16 protein-coding genes are annotated in these 13,632 nt (G+C 66.4%); 5 read left to right on the top strand and 11 right to left on the bottom strand.

Annotated elements, in window-relative coordinates; translation table 11 throughout:
* Positions 1–2: 2 nt before the first annotated feature.
* The 3 genes from BMZ97_RS29445 (at position 3) to BMZ97_RS29435 (ending at position 2,791) form a co-directional block, all read left to right on the top strand.
* Positions 3–1,349, top strand: a complete 1,347-nt coding sequence (locus BMZ97_RS29445; RefSeq protein WP_092178241.1) for an acyclic terpene utilization AtuA family protein — start codon at positions 3–5, stop codon at positions 1,347–1,349.
* 1 nt (position 1,350) lies between these two features.
* Entirely contained in the window at positions 1,351–1,698 is a 348-nt protein-coding gene (locus BMZ97_RS29440; protein ID WP_092178180.1) for an AtuA-related protein, read from the top strand.
* Between the two features lie 121 nt (positions 1,699–1,819).
* Positions 1,820–2,791: a Bug family tripartite tricarboxylate transporter substrate binding protein gene (locus BMZ97_RS29435; RefSeq protein ID WP_092178178.1), complete on the top strand. Its 972-nt coding sequence runs from the start codon at positions 1,820–1,822 to the stop codon at positions 2,789–2,791.
* A 46-nt stretch (positions 2,792–2,837) separates the two neighbouring features.
* On the opposite strand, the gene BMZ97_RS29430 is transcribed toward BMZ97_RS29435, so the two are convergent.
* Positions 2,838–3,569 carry an alpha/beta fold hydrolase gene (locus BMZ97_RS29430; RefSeq protein ID WP_092178176.1) on the bottom strand — a complete coding sequence of 244 codons (732 nt, stop codon included), beginning with the start codon at positions 3,567–3,569 and terminating at the stop codon, positions 2,838–2,840.
* A gap of 315 nt (positions 3,570–3,884) precedes the next feature.
* On the opposite strand from BMZ97_RS29430, the gene BMZ97_RS29425 reads away from it, so the two are divergent.
* Together BMZ97_RS29425 and BMZ97_RS29420 are read left to right on the top strand one after the other, a co-directional pair.
* Positions 3,885–4,481, top strand: coding sequence for a PadR family transcriptional regulator (locus BMZ97_RS29425; protein ID WP_092178239.1), 597 nt, complete (start codon positions 3,885–3,887; stop codon positions 4,479–4,481).
* Between the two features lie 54 nt (positions 4,482–4,535).
* On the top strand, positions 4,536–4,853 hold the full coding sequence (locus tag BMZ97_RS29420) for a DUF2218 domain-containing protein (RefSeq protein WP_092178174.1): 318 nt from the start codon (positions 4,536–4,538) through the stop codon (positions 4,851–4,853).
* A 55-nt stretch (positions 4,854–4,908) separates the two neighbouring features.
* On the opposite strand, the gene BMZ97_RS29415 is transcribed toward BMZ97_RS29420, so the two are convergent.
* The 10 genes from BMZ97_RS29415 to BMZ97_RS29370 form a co-directional block, all read right to left on the bottom strand.
* Complete coding sequence (locus BMZ97_RS29415) at positions 4,909–5,529, bottom strand: O-methyltransferase (RefSeq protein ID WP_092178172.1); 621 nt, start codon at positions 5,527–5,529, stop codon at positions 4,909–4,911.
* Between the two features lie 141 nt (positions 5,530–5,670).
* Positions 5,671–6,636, bottom strand: a complete 966-nt coding sequence (locus BMZ97_RS29410; RefSeq protein ID WP_092178170.1) for a catechol 2,3-dioxygenase — start codon at positions 6,634–6,636, stop codon at positions 5,671–5,673.
* 87 nt (positions 6,637–6,723) lie between these two features.
* Positions 6,724–7,461: an ABC transporter ATP-binding protein gene (locus BMZ97_RS29405; RefSeq protein ID WP_092178168.1), complete on the bottom strand. Its 738-nt coding sequence runs from the start codon at positions 7,459–7,461 to the stop codon at positions 6,724–6,726.
* Positions 7,454–8,209 (bottom strand): ABC transporter ATP-binding protein, encoded by a 756-nt coding sequence (locus tag BMZ97_RS29400; RefSeq protein WP_092178166.1) that lies wholly within the window; start codon positions 8,207–8,209, stop codon positions 7,454–7,456. The genes BMZ97_RS29405 and BMZ97_RS29400 overlap by 8 nt, the downstream gene beginning before the upstream one ends.
* A complete protein-coding gene (locus BMZ97_RS29395) occupies positions 8,206–9,225 on the bottom strand; it encodes a branched-chain amino acid ABC transporter permease (RefSeq protein ID WP_092178164.1) in 1,020 nt (339 codons plus the stop codon). The genes BMZ97_RS29400 and BMZ97_RS29395 overlap by 4 nt, the downstream gene beginning before the upstream one ends.
* A 2-nt stretch (positions 9,226–9,227) precedes the next feature.
* On the bottom strand, positions 9,228–10,082 hold the full coding sequence (locus tag BMZ97_RS29390) for a branched-chain amino acid ABC transporter permease (protein WP_092178162.1): 855 nt from the start codon (positions 10,080–10,082) through the stop codon (positions 9,228–9,230).
* Positions 10,083–10,086: 4 nt separating this feature from the next.
* Positions 10,087–10,776, bottom strand: coding sequence for a 4-carboxy-4-hydroxy-2-oxoadipate aldolase/oxaloacetate decarboxylase (locus BMZ97_RS29385; protein ID WP_092178160.1), 690 nt, complete (start codon positions 10,774–10,776; stop codon positions 10,087–10,089).
* Positions 10,773–11,498: a PIG-L deacetylase family protein gene (locus tag BMZ97_RS29380; protein WP_092178158.1), complete on the bottom strand. Its 726-nt coding sequence runs from the start codon at positions 11,496–11,498 to the stop codon at positions 10,773–10,775. Before BMZ97_RS29380 ends, BMZ97_RS29385 begins: the two co-directional genes overlap by 4 nt.
* A gap of 26 nt (positions 11,499–11,524) precedes the next feature.
* Positions 11,525–12,640 carry a 4-oxalomesaconate tautomerase gene (locus BMZ97_RS29375; RefSeq protein WP_092178156.1) on the bottom strand — a complete coding sequence of 372 codons (1,116 nt, stop codon included), beginning with the start codon at positions 12,638–12,640 and terminating at the stop codon, positions 11,525–11,527.
* A 4-nt stretch (positions 12,641–12,644) separates the two neighbouring features.
* Entirely contained in the window at positions 12,645–13,628 is a 984-nt protein-coding gene (locus tag BMZ97_RS29370; protein WP_175525795.1) for a Bug family tripartite tricarboxylate transporter substrate binding protein, read from the bottom strand.
* Positions 13,629–13,632: the final 4 nt, after the last annotated feature.

Genomic DNA, 13,632 nt, shown 5'->3' with positions numbered 1-13,632 from the left:
TGGTGAAGCAGGTTCGGATCGGCGCAGGCGCGGGCTATTCCGGCGACAGGATCGAGCCGGCGATCGAGCTCGCCGAAAAAGGCGGGCTCGATTATCTGGTCTTCGAGTGCCTGGCGGAGCGCACCATCGCGCTGGCCCAACAGGCGAAGCTCAAGGACCCGAAAGCCGGTTATGACCCGCTGCTGGCGGAGCGGTTTCGGGCGGTGCTGCGGCCGTGCCGGCAGGCCGGTACACGCATCGTCACCAATATGGGCGCGGCAAACCCCGTCGCCGGCGCGGAGCGCATCGGGGCCATCGCCGGCGAACTCGGCCTGCACGGGTTGAAGATCGCGGCCGTGACGGGCGACGATGTCCTGTCGTCCGTGGCAACAGGCGATTATCGCATCGACGAGACCGGCGCCTCCGTTGCCGATCTCGGCGGCAACCTGATTTCGGCGAATGCCTATACCGGAGCGCAAGCCATCGCAGAGGCTCTGGCTGATGGAGCCGACATCGTCATCACTGGCCGTGCGGCCGACCCGTCCCTGTTCGTCGGCCCGCTCGTGCATGCCCTCGGCTGGGCCATGGATGATTGGCACCGGCTCGGCCAGGCCACGCTGATCGGGCATCTCCTGGAATGTGCGGGCCAGGTCACGGGGGGATACTTCGCCGATCCCGGCTACAAATCCGTGCCCGATCTCGCCCGGCTCGGCTTCCCCATCGCCGAGGTCGGGGAGGATGGCTCGGTCGTCGTCACCAAGGTCGCGGGCTCCGGCGGGCAGGTCACGCCCGCCACCTGCAAGGAGCAGATCCTCTACGAGATCCACGATCCGGCGCGCTATCTCACGCCGGATGTCGTGGCCGATTTCTCGAACGTCACGGTCGAGGAGATCGGCTTCGATCGTGTCCGCGTCGAGGGTGCCTCCGGCCATCCCAGGACCGGGACGCTGAAAGTCTCGCTCGGGACGATCGAAGGCTTCGTCGGCGAAGGCCAGATCTCCTATGCGGGTCCCGGCGCGCGGGCGCGCGGTGCTCTGGCGCTGGAGATCGTCCGTGAGCGCTTGGCGCTGACCGGGGTGCGCACGAGCGAATTGCGCTTCGACCTGATCGGCGCGAATGCGCTGCATGGCGACAGGCTCTCGAGCCATGGCGGTGGTCATGAACCCTATGAAGTGCGCGTTCGCGTCGCGGGACGAACTGACAGCCTCATTGAGGCCCTGCGCATCGGCAACGAGGTCGAGACGCTCTACACCAACGGCCCGGCGGGCGGGGGCGGCGTCACGAAATCCGCCCGCGAGGTGGTGGGCATTCTCTCGACCCTGATCCCGCGCGAGCGCGTCGCGACAGCCATCCATTATGTCGAGAGCTGAGATGAAGCTGCGCGAAATTGCTCATTCCCGCACCGGCGACAAGGGCAACACCTCGAGCATCTCGGTGATCGCTTATGAGGCCGCCGACTATGCCCTGCTGCTGCGCCATGTCACGGCCGAGCGCGTCAAGGCGCATTTCGGCGAGCTCGTGGCCGGCGAGGTGGTGCGATACGAGATTCCCAGCATCAGTGCCCTCAACTTCGTCCTGCGCCAGGCCCTCAGTGGCGGCGTGACCCGTTCGCTCGCCCTCGACACGCATGGCAAGGGCCTGAGCTCGGCCCTGCTCGACCTCGACATCCCCGACGAAAGCCCTTCCCGCACGACGCCGCGACAAGACGGCGATCACTAAAGCGTTTTCGAGCGAAGTGGATACCGGTTCGCGTGAAGAAAACGCGTTACAACAAAGACATAGAGCAATTTCTGATCCAAGCGGATCGGAAATTGCTCTAAACCTCTCGGAGAAAACGACCATGACATCGAAGAGCTGGAGCTTGGCCGTCCTGGCGCTCGGCGGCGCCTTGCTGGCAGGCCTGCCTGCCTCGGCGCAGGGCTATCCGACGCAGAACATCAAATTCATCGTGCCTTTCGCGGCCGGCAGCGCGACCGACGTGCTGGCGCGCATCCTCGGCGACCACGCATCGAAGACGTTGGGTCGACCGATCATCGTCGAGAACAAGGGTGGCGCAAACGGCATCCTCGCGGCCCAGACCGTGGCGGGGGCCGAGCCCGACGGCCACACCGTGCTGATCACGACGAACACGACGCATGGCGCCAACCAGAGCCTGTTGAAGACCGTGCCCTATGACGCGGAGAAGAGCTTCGAGCCTGTGACCAAGCTCGGCACCATCACGCTTGCGCTGGCGACCAACCCATCGGTGCCGGCCAAGACCGTGCAGGAGCTGATCGCCCATGCCAAGGCCAATCCCGGCAAGCTCACTTTCGGGGCGGGGTCGAGCTCGTCGCGGATCGCCGGCGAGATGCTCAGGACGCTTGGCGGCATCGATCTCACCTATGTGCCCTATCGCAGCAATCCGCAGGCGATCACCGATCTTCTCGGCGGCCAGATCAACATCGTCTTCGCCGACATCTCGACGACGCTGCCCCAGATCAAGGCCGGCAAGGTGAACGGCCTCGGCGTTTCCACGGCCAAGCGCAGCGCCCTGGCGCCCGAGCTGCCGACGATGGCGGAGTCTGGCGTCGCCGGATACGACCTCGCCGCCTGGTTTGCGGCCTTCGTTCCCGCGAAGACGCCGCAGCCGGTCATCGACAAGCTGCGCCAGGCGCTCGTGGCCGCGATCAACGACAAGGCCACGCAGGAGAAGCTGCTCGCCGCTGGCATCGAGCCGGAGACCAGCACATCCCAGGAGCTCAGGGCCTTCGTCGGAACCGAGATCAAGAAATGGGCCGATATCGTCAAGGCCGCCGGCATCCAGCCGGAATGAGCTGCCGCTCGCTTGGTCACGCAGCCCAATTGGATCGAAAACCGCTCTAAGCGACCGGCACCTCCAGCCAGCTCCGCAAGGCCTGCGTCACCGCTTTCGGGTTTTCCAGCGGCGTCATATGGCCGCTATCGGGAACGATGACGAGCGTCGCATGCGGAGCCAGCGTCGCCATGGCCCGATGATCCGCGACCGGCGTCAGGCTGTCGTGCTCGCCGCACAGGATCAGGAGCGGGCATGACAGCGTGCGCAGCACGGCGATGCCGTCCTTCCGCTCGATCCCGTTCTGCCGCAGAAAAGTTTCCGCGCCGAGCCTTGCGGTCATGGCCCGGATGCGGCCGATGATCACCTCGTCCTTCAGATGCGAGGGAGCGAGATAGGCTCCCAGCAGCCGGTCGCCGAAACCGTGGAACTTGCCCGGCAGGACCGCGGTCTTGTCGAGGGCGCGTCGCGATGCGAGGCGCTCGGGCGTGTCTGCGCGCAGCGAGGTGTCGAGCAGCGCAAGCCGGACGATCCGGTCGGGCGCGCGGCGCATGATCTCCTGGGCGACATAGCCACCCATCGAAAATCCGGCCAGCGCGAAGCGCGACGGCGCCGTCGCCAGCACGCTCTCGGCCAGAGCCTCCAGCGTCTCGCCCTGGGAAATATCCGCCACCTGGCATGCGGCGACATCGCCGAGCGCAGAAACCTGATCGCGCCAGAGATCGGCGTCGTTGAGGAGGCCGGGGATCAGGACCAGCGGCTGGCGCTCGCGCGAAGACGGGGCGGCATCGTCATCCATGGCGCGGGGTCTGGCCTTTTGCTGGCGCTTGCCATCGGGGAATTGTCATTCGGCTGCGAAGGGATTCGCTCAGCGCGGGCTGGAAGCCTGAACCGACATCGACCGAACCTCGCACCCCATAGCATTCCGCCTTGCCGCGCGGGAAGCCGCTGCCGCTCGGGTTTCTTCCGCGCTCGGTGCGCGCGCTGCAAGCCGGGCTTCGCCCGCCCGCCAGCATCGGAACAAGCTGTCCGGCGGTGGTGATGAAACGAGCCCCTTGTAATTCAGATATTCTGCGATATATCTTAGACGCATCTTAAAATGGAGAACCTCAAGATGGATTTCACTCACCGCTCACATCGAAACCGCCGCGGGCATCCGCATTCCCGCGAATTTGCCCAGCACCGCTCGCGCGATTCCCATCATTTCGGCCATGAATGGGGCCGGGAACGCGGAGAACGCGGCGGCGGCCGCAGGCGTGTCTTCGATTCCGGCGATCTGCGCCTCGTCCTACTCAAGCTGATCGCCGATCAACCGCGCCATGGCTACGACCTGATCCGCGCGATCGAGGAGGCCTCGGGTGGCAGCTATGTCCCCAGCCCCGGCGTCATCTATCCCGCGCTGTCGATGCTGCAGGACCTCGGACATATCGGCGAAGTCGCCTCGGAAGGCGCGCGCAAGGCCTTCGCCGTCACCGAGACGGGCAAGGCCGATCTTGCCGTCAATGCGGACAAGGTCGAGTCGCAAATGGCTCGCTTGGCCGCGATCGCCAGCATGCGCGAGCGCACCGATGGCGGGCCGGTTCGCCGCGCCATGGAGAACCTCAAACATGCGCTGCGCGGCCGTCTCGGTGGCAGCGATTCCGAGCAGGCCATCGTTCACGATATCGCCGCGATCCTCGACGAGGCCGCGCAGCGGATCGAACGGCTTTGAAGAGGGAAGCCCGGGCGGGCTGCCCATCGCGCCCGCTCCCACTCAGGAGAGACCATGACTGTTTCCAGCATCGCGCGCGTGCCGACCGAAAATGGCAGCCGCTATCTCCAGCAGCTTTGCAAGCATTGGAGCCATAATCTCGAGGTCACGTTCACGCCTCAAATGGGGCGCGTGACCTTTCCGCGAGACGTACGCGGCGCGGATTGGCCCGGCGACGCCACGCTCGACCTGCAGGCCCATGACGACAATCTCGCATGCCGCATCGAGGCCAGCGTGCCCGAGCAGCTCGCAGCACTGAAAGGCGTCGTCGCAAGCCATCTCGACCGCTTCGCCTTCCGCGAGGCGCCGCTGCGCTTCGAGTGGCAGGATTGAGGGCCAAGGTTGAGAGCAGCCGCGCGTCGCCCGATCATCGACGCGTGCCTGGCGGCTACGGCCTGTCGAAGCGGCTGACCTCCAGCCCAGCTCCGACCGGCAGCAGGATGCTGGTCATGCCGGGCTTGGCGCGCACGGCCTCGACATAGCGCAGGGCGCCATCCTTGCCCGGCCGGATGATGTTGTCCGCGACGATGATCGCGCCGGGATTGAGCTTGGGGTAGAACGCCTCCAGGCACGGCAGGTAGAACTCCTTCCAGAGATCGATCAGCACGAAATCGATCCCGCCTGAAAGCTCGGTGATCATCTGCACGGCATCGCCGACCTTGAAGTCGACATGCTCGGCCAGCCCGGCCTGTCCCGCCATGTCGCGCGCATGGGCTGCCTTGTAGTCGTGCAGCTCCATCGTCGTCAGCCGCCCGCCGGCCGAGCGCGCCGCTTCGGCCAGCCAGATGGTCGAATAGCCATAGGAGGTCCCCAGTTCGAGGATATTCGGCGCCTTCAGGCTGCGCGCCAGGATGTTGATGAGTTGCCCGCTCTCCGGCCCCACGGAAAGCAGGAACTGATCGCGCAGGGCATCCTTGAGGCCGGCCTGCGACGCGGCCTGCCTCGTCCCGATCTCTTCCTGCATCCGTGCATGATAGGCCTCGAGCACAGCCGTGATTTGTCCGTCCATCGATCCATCTCGCGCCGAAGCAAAGCCAGGCAGCCGGAGCCACCGCACTCGGTGGAACCGCTGTCGCCTGCGGAAGAGCCACTCAAACAAGGCAGGGGCGCGGCATCCCGGGGCGACGTTCCAGAGATCGAACAGACCGGATCAATGCCCCGCTGTCGGCACGGGCGGGGTGCCATGGGTGTGGAAGCTCTCGATCGTCTTCAGTCCCCAGGCCTGCCCCTTCTTCCGCTCGGTCTCGGTCCAGGTCACGGTCTGCCAGTCTGGATCGAGGATCAGGCGCGCGCCGGCATTGGCGATCTCGACACGGTTGCCGGCCGGCTCATAGGCATAGAGGAAGAAGGTCTGCTGGACCGCATGCTTATGCGGCCCGGTTTCGATGAAGACGCCGTTCTCGAGAAAGATATCGGCGGCCTCCAGCACATGCTCGCGCTGGTCGACCGCATAGGTGACATGGTGGAAGCGGCCCAGGCTGTCGGTGTGGTCGCGCGTATAGGCGATGTCGTAGCTCTTGTTGTTGACCGTGAACCAGCAGCCGCCGACCTCGCCTGAATCGAGCACGATCTGCTCGGTGACGCGGCTGCCCAGCGCTTTCGGCAGGAAATCCCGGATCGCGGCGACGTCACGCGCCAGCAGGTTGAGATGGTCGAGCCGGCGCACGGCGCAGCCCCGGCCATGGTTGCGCTGCGGCTGGTTCTTCAGGGCCGGCCTTTCCGCGGGCGGCGCGACATATTTGTGCGTGTCGAAATAGATCTCGAAGATGTGGTCGTCCGGATCGCGGAAACGGAAGGCGCGGCCATGGCCGAGATCGCCCTCGACCCAGCCGATGCCGGCGCCGAGCGCCTCGATCGCTTCGACCCGCCGCAGCAAAGCCTGCTCGCTCGCGGCGCGGTAGCCGATATGGCCGACGCCGGTGGTGTTCGATGCGGTCAGCTTGAGCGTGTGGAACTCGTAATCGTCCCAGGCCCGCAGATAGACGCTGTCGCCCTCGCGGCCGGCTTCGGTCAGGCCGTAGACATTGACGAAGAAGTCGAGGCTGGCTTCGGGCTTGTCGGTCAGGAGTTCGACATGCGCGAGATGGGCGATGTCGTGGATCGGTTCCGGCTTCATGGCGTCTGCTCCCGCTATTCTTTGGCCGTCGATGCGGCCTGCTTTTGGGTCATGCCCGTTCGAGCTGGTGGTTGTGATTGGAAGCGCTTAGGCCGCGCGATCGGACGGTGGCGGCCCGGCCTGATGCGTGACGCCGAGATAGCGCTGCAGCGTGGCGGGGTCGGCGAGCAGCGTCGCGCTGGGCGCTGCATGAACCACCCGCCCGCGCTCGATGATGATGGCGTCGTCGGTCATCTTGAGGATCTTCTGGGCATGCTGCTCGACGATGATCCCTGAAATCCTCTCTTCCATGAAGATCCGCTTCAACGCCCTGAGCAGTTCCTCGACGATGATCGGCGCCAGGCCTTCGGTCGGCTCGTCGAGCAGGAGAAGCTTCGGGTTCAGCACGAGCGCGCGGCCGATCGCCAGCATCTGCTGCTCGCCGCCGGACAGCTGGTGACCGAGATTGCGCTTGCGCTCGGCCAGGCGCGGGAACATCGCGAAGACGCGCTCCGGCGTCCAGGGGCCAGGCAGGGCGACGGCCGTCAGGTTCTCGGTCACGGTCAGGGAGCGGAAGATGTTGCGCTCCTGCGGCACCCAGCCGATGCCGGCCAGCGCCCGGCGCTCGGGCTTCAGCCGCGTCAGCGCAACGCCGCCGAGATTGATCTCGCCCGCCGTCCGGCGGGTGATGCCGACGATGCTGTTGATCAGGCTGGTCTTGCCGACGCCGTTGCGGCCGAGCAGCGCGAGCGAGCGGCCCTCACCGAGCGAGACGCTGACATCATGCAGGATCGCCGCCTCGCCATAGCCCGCGCACAGGCCGGTGATGGAGAAGAGGTCAGGCATCGAGGCTCTCCCCGAGATAGGCCGCGCGCACGGCGGGATCGGTCGCGATGGCGGCCGGTGTTCCCTCAGTGATGACCGTGCCGTTGACGAGCACGGTGATGCGGGTCGCGAAGCGGAAGACGAGGTCCATGTCGTGCTCGATCAGGAGCACGCTGACATCGGCGGGAAGATCGGCGACGGTTGCGAGCAGATCGCGCCGTTCCGCCTCCGGCACGCCGGCTGCCGGTTCGTCGAGCAGGAGCACGCGCGGCCGGGCGGCGAAGGCGGCCGCGATCTCGAGCTGCCGCTGCTTGCCATAGGGCAAGGTCGCGATCGGCTCTCCGATCACGTCATCGAGCCGGAAGCGCTCGGCGATCGCAGCCGCCTCCCGCGCCAGATCGCCGCTCTTATCGAGCTTCTGCCAGAGCTTGAGCCCGAGATTCCTCTGCTCGCAGAGGACGAGCAGCAGCATGTCGAGCGCCGTCATCGACTGGAAGAGCTGGTTGATCTGGAAGGTCCGGCTCATGCCCAGGCGCACGCGCGCTTCCGGCTTGGCCGTGGTGATGTCGCGCCCCTCCAGCAGGATCCTGCCTTCGCTGGGCTTGAGTACGCCGGTGAGCTGGTTGACGAGTGTCGTCTTGCCGGCGCCGTTGGGGCCGATCAGCGCGTGGCGGGCGCCGCGCTCGATCGTGAGCGAGACGTCATTGGTCGCGACGATCCCGCCGAAACGCTTGACTAACCCGATGGTCTGGAGCGCCGGCGCAGTCATGGCGCTCTCCGCGAGATGCGTTTCGCAAGCGCTGCGCGCGACCTGGCCAGCAGGTCGTGGAGGATCTCCCGGCCGCCGAGCACGAAGACGACCAGCAGGAGGCCGATCCAGAACTGCCAGTATTGCGGTGTCGCCAGCGAAATCGCGTCCTGCAGCACCTTGAACAGGATCGCGCCGATGATGCCGCCATAGAGCCAGCCGGCGCCGCCGATGATGACGACGAGCATCAGATCGGCCGAGCGGTGGAACTCCAATACGTCGAGCGAGACGAACTGCGTCGTCTGGGCCATCAGCGCGCCGGCAGCGCCGGCATAGGCGGCCGCGATCGTATAGACCATCACGATCCGGCCGTTGATCGCGACGCCTGTCGCCGAGGCGCGCAGCGGGTTGTCGCGGATCGCGCGCAGCGACAGGCCGAAGGGGGAGGCCATCATCCGCCGCGCCGCCAGGAACAGGACGAACAAGACCGACAGCGAATAGAGATAGGCGGTCCGCCCCTGCAGATCGAAGGGGAACAGCCCGAGCAAGGGGCCCATGCTGATGCCCTGCAGGCCATCGGCGCCGCCCGTGATCGTGCTGAAGCTGTTGGCAAGTTCGAACAGCAGCAGGGCAACGCCCAGCGTCACCATCAGCCGTGTCAGATCGGTGCCGCGCAGGACGAGGAAGCTCGTGAGAAATCCAAGCAGAGCCGCTGCGAGCACGGCCACGACGAGCCCCGTCAACGGATCGGCATTGACATGCAGGGCGAAGAGCCCGGCCGCATAGGCGCCCGCGCCGAGGAAGGCGGCATGGCCGAGCGAGACGATGCCGGCGAAGCCGAGGATGAGGTCGAGCGACAAGGCAAACAGCGCTAGGATCGCGACCTCGTTCAGGAGCAGCATGCCGCGCGGGAGCATGAAGGGGGCAGCGGCCGTGAGGCCCCAGAAGACGACCTCGCCCAGTTTCCAGCGTCGCCGCCGCGACAGGGTCTTGCCGACCAGATCCGTTAGCGCCGGACGCGGCGTGTCGAGAGCCATGGTCATCGCGCCACCGCGAACAGGCCTTGCGGGCGCAGGAACAGCACCGCGACCATCAGGGCGTAGATCAGGAAGGCGCCGAGCTGGGGCACATAGTATTTGCCGGCGACATCGACGATGCCGATCAGCAGCGCAGCGGTGAAGGGCCCGATCAGGCTCGAGCGGCCGCCCACGGTCACGACGATCAGGAAATAGATCATGAATTTGAGCGGAAAGGTCGGGTCGAGCCCGAGCATCTCGACCCCGAGCGCTCCGCCGAGCCCGGCAAGGCCCGAGCCGACGGCGAAGGTCAGCGAGAAGATCACGCCGACATTGACGCCGAGCCCGCGCGCCACCTGCTGGTCGTCGACCGCCGCGCGCAAGCGGCTGCCGAAGCGCGTGCGCACCAGCACATATTGGAGTGCGATGGTCAGGACGATGCAGATCGCGATCACGAAGCTGCGGTAGCGCCCGATGCCGATACCGGCGATGTCGAAGCGGCCCTGCAGCCAGGCCGGCAGGCGGATGAGCTGCTGCTGCGAGCCCATGACGTAGTCGACCGCCGCCACCACCATGAAGACGAGGCCGATCGAGAACAGCACCTGGTCGAGATGGCTCTTGGCATACATCGGCCGGTAGATCGTCCGCTCGAGCACAGCGCCGATGGCGGCCGGAACCAGGAAGGCGAAGGGCAGCGTCGCGACGAAGGGCACATCGTAGCGCTGCATCAGCACGACCGTGACATAGCCGCCGGCCATGGCGAAGGCGCCATGGGCCAGGTTGACGAAGTTCATCAGGCCGAGCGTCACGGCCAGGCCCGAAGCCAGGATGAACAGCAGCATCCCATAAGCCACGCCGTCAAACAGGATCGTCAGCATGGCCTCACCCTTCCGGGTCGTCGCGATAGACGAGACCGGCCTTCGCCAGCCCCTCGCGCATCGCATACATGTCGAGGCCGAGTTCACCGGAGGCCAGGCGCCGTCGCTTTTCCTCCTCATTCGCCTCGCGCTTGCGCCCGGCGGCAGCGACGGTCGCTGCATCCAAGCGCGGCACCACGACGACGCCGTCATCATCGGCGACGATCACATCGCCGGGATGGATGAGCGCGCCGGCGCAGATGACGGGAACATTGACGCTGCCCGGCGTCGCCTTGACCGTGCCCTTGGCCGAGATCGCCCGCGACCAGACCGGGAAGCCCATTTCGGTGAGCACGCGGACATCGCGCACGCCGGCATCGATGACGAGGCCGATACCGCCCCGCGCCTTGAGCGAGGTCGCAAGCAGGTCGCCGAACATGCCATCGGTGTTGTCGGTGGTGCAGGCGACGACGAGGACATCGCCCGGCTTCACCTGCTCGATCGCGACATGGATCATCCAGTTGTCGCCGGGCTGCGCCAGCACGGTGACGGCGGAGCCGGCAATGAAGGCTCCTGGATAGATCGGCCGCATATAGGGCTTCAGCAGCCCGCTGCGCCCCATCGCCTCATGGCTGGTGGAGACGCCGAGTTCGGCGAGAGCGGCGATGTCGGATGCGGCGGCGCGCTTGTTGGTGCGAATGACGACGGGGGTCATGCCAGCGCCTCCAGCGCTTCGGGGAAGAGCCGCTGATAGGCTTCGCCATAGGTCATGGCCTTGCCGGAATTGCGCCCGCCCTGCATGCCGCGGTTCAGCGCCACGCGGGTGTAGTATTCCCAGAGATGTTTCTGGGCGGCGAGAATCTCGAAGGCCTGGCGCTTCGCCTCCCAGACCTCGTCGATGTTGAGGATCACGTCCGGCTTGAAATTGCACTGCTCGGGCTGGTGCGGTTCGAACAGGAAGAGGGGCGGGGCGGCATAGGCCCGCTCCGGATCGGGCTTGTGGCCGGCGGCCTGGGCGATGATCCGCGCCTCCTGGGCAAAGCGCGTCGCCTCGGGATGGTCGACATTATAGGGGTCTTCCAGGGCATGGGTCAGCACGAAGCTCGGTCCAAGCTCGTGGAAGATGTCGATCGCGCGGTCGAGCATCGCCTCGGTGGTGCGCAGTGGGTAGTCGCCAGCATCCATGAACTCGATCTCGGCGCCGAGGATCGCGGCGGCCCGTTCCGCCTCGTCGCGGCGTTGCGCCTTGACGTCCTCCATCTTCACGCCCGCCTTCTTCCAGGCGAACTGGCTCTCGCCGCGCTCGCCATAGGAGAGGCAGAGGATTTTTACGCGAAAGCCGCGCTTGGCATGGAGCGCGATCGCGCCGCCGGCCCGCCAGACGAAATCGCCGGGATGAGCCGTGATCACCAGACCTGTCTTCTGCAGGCTCGACATATCTCGAAAATCCTCTCGTCTCGGGTTCATTCGGCAGCGCGGAGGGCGCCGCCCGTGTTCTGCTCGGCGGTGCGCGCCGGCACGAAGGCCGTGCCTTCCATCAGGATGCGCGCGGTGCGCAGCAATCCGGCCCGCTCGACGACCGGCCGCTCCGCAGTGCCGCCCATGGTCAGGTGGACGGTGAACTCACCGGTCGGATGCTCGACCGAGATCGAGCGTTCGCGCCCCGCCGGCATGGCGACGACTGAGGCAGCCGGCGAGCCGGGCAGGGCCGCAGCGGTGGCGACCGTGACGGCCGCAAAAACACCGATCGAGGCATGGCATTCATGGGGAATGAAGCTGCGCGTCGCGATGGCGCCGCCTTCGCGCGGCGGCGCGACCAGTGCGATCTTGGGCACGACCTTCGCCGAGACATCGCCGAGATTCATTAGGGGACCGGCAGCGAGGCGAATACGTTCGAGCCGCGCCTTGAGCTCGGTGTCCTTGTCCAGCACCTCGCGCGGCTCATAGCCGCTGCGCCCGACATCGGCCGCGCGCAGCACGATGACCGGCATACCGTTGTCGATCAGCGTGACCTCGACGCCATCGACGATGTCGACGGCGTTTCCGGTCGGAAGCAAGGCGCCGCAGACCGAGCCTTCGGTATCGAGGAAGCTGATCTTGATCGGCGCCGAGGTGCCGGGCACGCCGTCGATGCGCGCATCGCCATCAGCATTCGCCTGGCCGTCAGCCGTCTCCAGCACCAGATCGGCGATCGTACCGGTGTTCAGCGTCCTGACCCGCACGATCGTGGACGCGCCCGTAGCAGTGACGAGCCCGCGCGCGATGGCGAAGGGGCCGATGCCGGCGAGGATGTTGCCGCAATTCGGCGTCGTGTCGACCTTGGCCGTCTCGATGCCGACCTGCGCGAACAGGAAATCGATATCGCAGCCAGGTTCGCTCGAGCGTGAGACGATCGCGACCTTGCTGGTCAGCGGATGCGCGCCGCCGAGCCCGTCGATCTGGCGCTTGTCCGGCGAGCCCATCACCGCGAGCAGGAACGCATCGCGCGCGGCTGGGTCGGTGGGCAGGTCATCGCGGAGGAAATAGACGCCCTTCGAGGTGCCGCCGCGGATCAGCATGCAGGGGGTCGCGCGTTGCATCGCTTCAACCTCCAGCCGTGATGTGGGCTTTGGTGATGACGTCGCGCCACAGCACGAGCTCGGACGCAATCAGCTTGCCGAAGCCGTCGGGCGTCTCCGGCCGGGCGATCGCACCGTCGCGAATGAGCGCGGCAGAGAATTCCGGTTCGCCGAGCAGGATGTTGATTTCGCGATTGAGCCGGGTGACGATCTCCATCGGCGTGCGCCGCGGCGCGACGACGCCATACCACTGGACCGCCTCGAAACCGGGCAGGCCGCTCTCCGCGATGGTGGGCAGGTTCGGGGCGAAGGGGACGCGGTCGCGATTGGCGACGGCCAGAACCTTCAACTGGCCCCCTTCGGCGAGAGGCAGCACCGCCGGCCCGCCCGTCAGCGTGAAATCGACCGAGCCGGCGACGAGATCGCTCACGGAGGGGGCGGTGCCGCGATAAGGCACATGCACCGCCTCGATCCCCGCGCGGAAGCAGAGATAGGCGCCGGCGATATGGGCGGCGCTGCCCTGGCCGCCGGAGCTGTAGTTCAGCTTGCTGGGATTGGCCTTCGCATAGGCGACGAACTCCTGGAAACTGTTCACCGGGAGCTTGGGATTGATCGCCAGCACATTGGGCAGCATCGCGACCAGCGCGACCGGCTGGAAATCCTTCACCGGGTCGTAGGGCACGTTGGGATAGAGCGAGGGCGAGAAGGCCAGCGTGCCGATATGGCCCATCATCAGCGTGTATCCGTCGGCTTCTGCCTTTGCGACCTGGCCGGCGGCGTTCATGCCGCCCGCACCTGGACGGTTCTCGATCACGAAGCCCTTGCCCGGGATCGTGCGCTCGAGCTTGTTGGCGATCAGGCGCGCCAGCACATCCGTGCTGCCGCCGGGCGTGAACGGCACCACGAGCCTGATGATCTGCGACGGCCAGGGAGACTGGGCCATCAGCGGCCCAGAGCCCGAGAAGCCGCCAAGGCCGAGCCCGGCCAGAACGCTGCGTCGGTTGATCATGATC

Source organism: Allobosea sp. OK403 (genome assembly GCF_900113835.1).
Classification (GTDB): domain Bacteria; phylum Pseudomonadota; class Alphaproteobacteria; order Rhizobiales; family Beijerinckiaceae; genus Allobosea.
The sequence above is the reverse complement of the archived record's forward strand: the minus strand, read 5'-3'. Positions and strand labels throughout refer to the sequence as shown.

Excerpts from the sequence above, each read along its gene's own strand:
- BMZ97_RS29385 (WP_092178160.1), bottom strand. The coding sequence starts at position 10,776 with ATGACCCCCGTCGTCATTCGCACCAACAAGCGCGCCGCCGCATCCGAC.
- BMZ97_RS29440 (WP_092178180.1), top strand. The coding sequence starts at position 1,351 with ATGAAGCTGCGCGAAATTGCTCATTCCCGCACCGGCGACAAGGGCAAC.
- BMZ97_RS29415 (WP_092178172.1), bottom strand. The coding sequence starts at position 5,529 with ATGGACGGACAAATCACGGCTGTGCTCGAGGCCTATCATGCACGGATG.
- BMZ97_RS29400 (WP_092178166.1), bottom strand. The coding sequence starts at position 8,209 with ATGACTGCGCCGGCGCTCCAGACCATCGGGTTAGTCAAGCGTTTCGGC.
- BMZ97_RS29430 (WP_092178176.1), bottom strand. The coding sequence starts at position 3,569 with ATGGATGACGATGCCGCCCCGTCTTCGCGCGAGCGCCAGCCGCTGGTC.
- BMZ97_RS29425 (WP_092178239.1), top strand. The coding sequence starts at position 3,885 with ATGGATTTCACTCACCGCTCACATCGAAACCGCCGCGGGCATCCGCAT.
- BMZ97_RS29395 (WP_092178164.1), bottom strand. The coding sequence starts at position 9,225 with ATGGCTCTCGACACGCCGCGTCCGGCGCTAACGGATCTGGTCGGCAAG.
- BMZ97_RS29410 (WP_092178170.1), bottom strand. The coding sequence starts at position 6,636 with ATGAAGCCGGAACCGATCCACGACATCGCCCATCTCGCGCATGTCGAA.
- BMZ97_RS29370 (WP_175525795.1), bottom strand. The coding sequence starts at position 13,628 with ATGATCAACCGACGCAGCGTTCTGGCCGGGCTCGGCCTTGGCGGCTTC.
- BMZ97_RS29390 (WP_092178162.1), bottom strand. The coding sequence starts at position 10,082 with ATGCTGACGATCCTGTTTGACGGCGTGGCTTATGGGATGCTGCTGTTC.
- BMZ97_RS29420 (WP_092178174.1), top strand. The coding sequence starts at position 4,536 with ATGACTGTTTCCAGCATCGCGCGCGTGCCGACCGAAAATGGCAGCCGC.
- BMZ97_RS29380 (WP_092178158.1), bottom strand. The coding sequence starts at position 11,498 with ATGTCGAGCCTGCAGAAGACAGGTCTGGTGATCACGGCTCATCCCGGC.
- BMZ97_RS29375 (WP_092178156.1), bottom strand. The coding sequence starts at position 12,640 with ATGCAACGCGCGACCCCCTGCATGCTGATCCGCGGCGGCACCTCGAAG.
- BMZ97_RS29435 (WP_092178178.1), top strand. The coding sequence starts at position 1,820 with ATGACATCGAAGAGCTGGAGCTTGGCCGTCCTGGCGCTCGGCGGCGCC.
- BMZ97_RS29405 (WP_092178168.1), bottom strand. The coding sequence starts at position 7,461 with ATGCCTGACCTCTTCTCCATCACCGGCCTGTGCGCGGGCTATGGCGAG.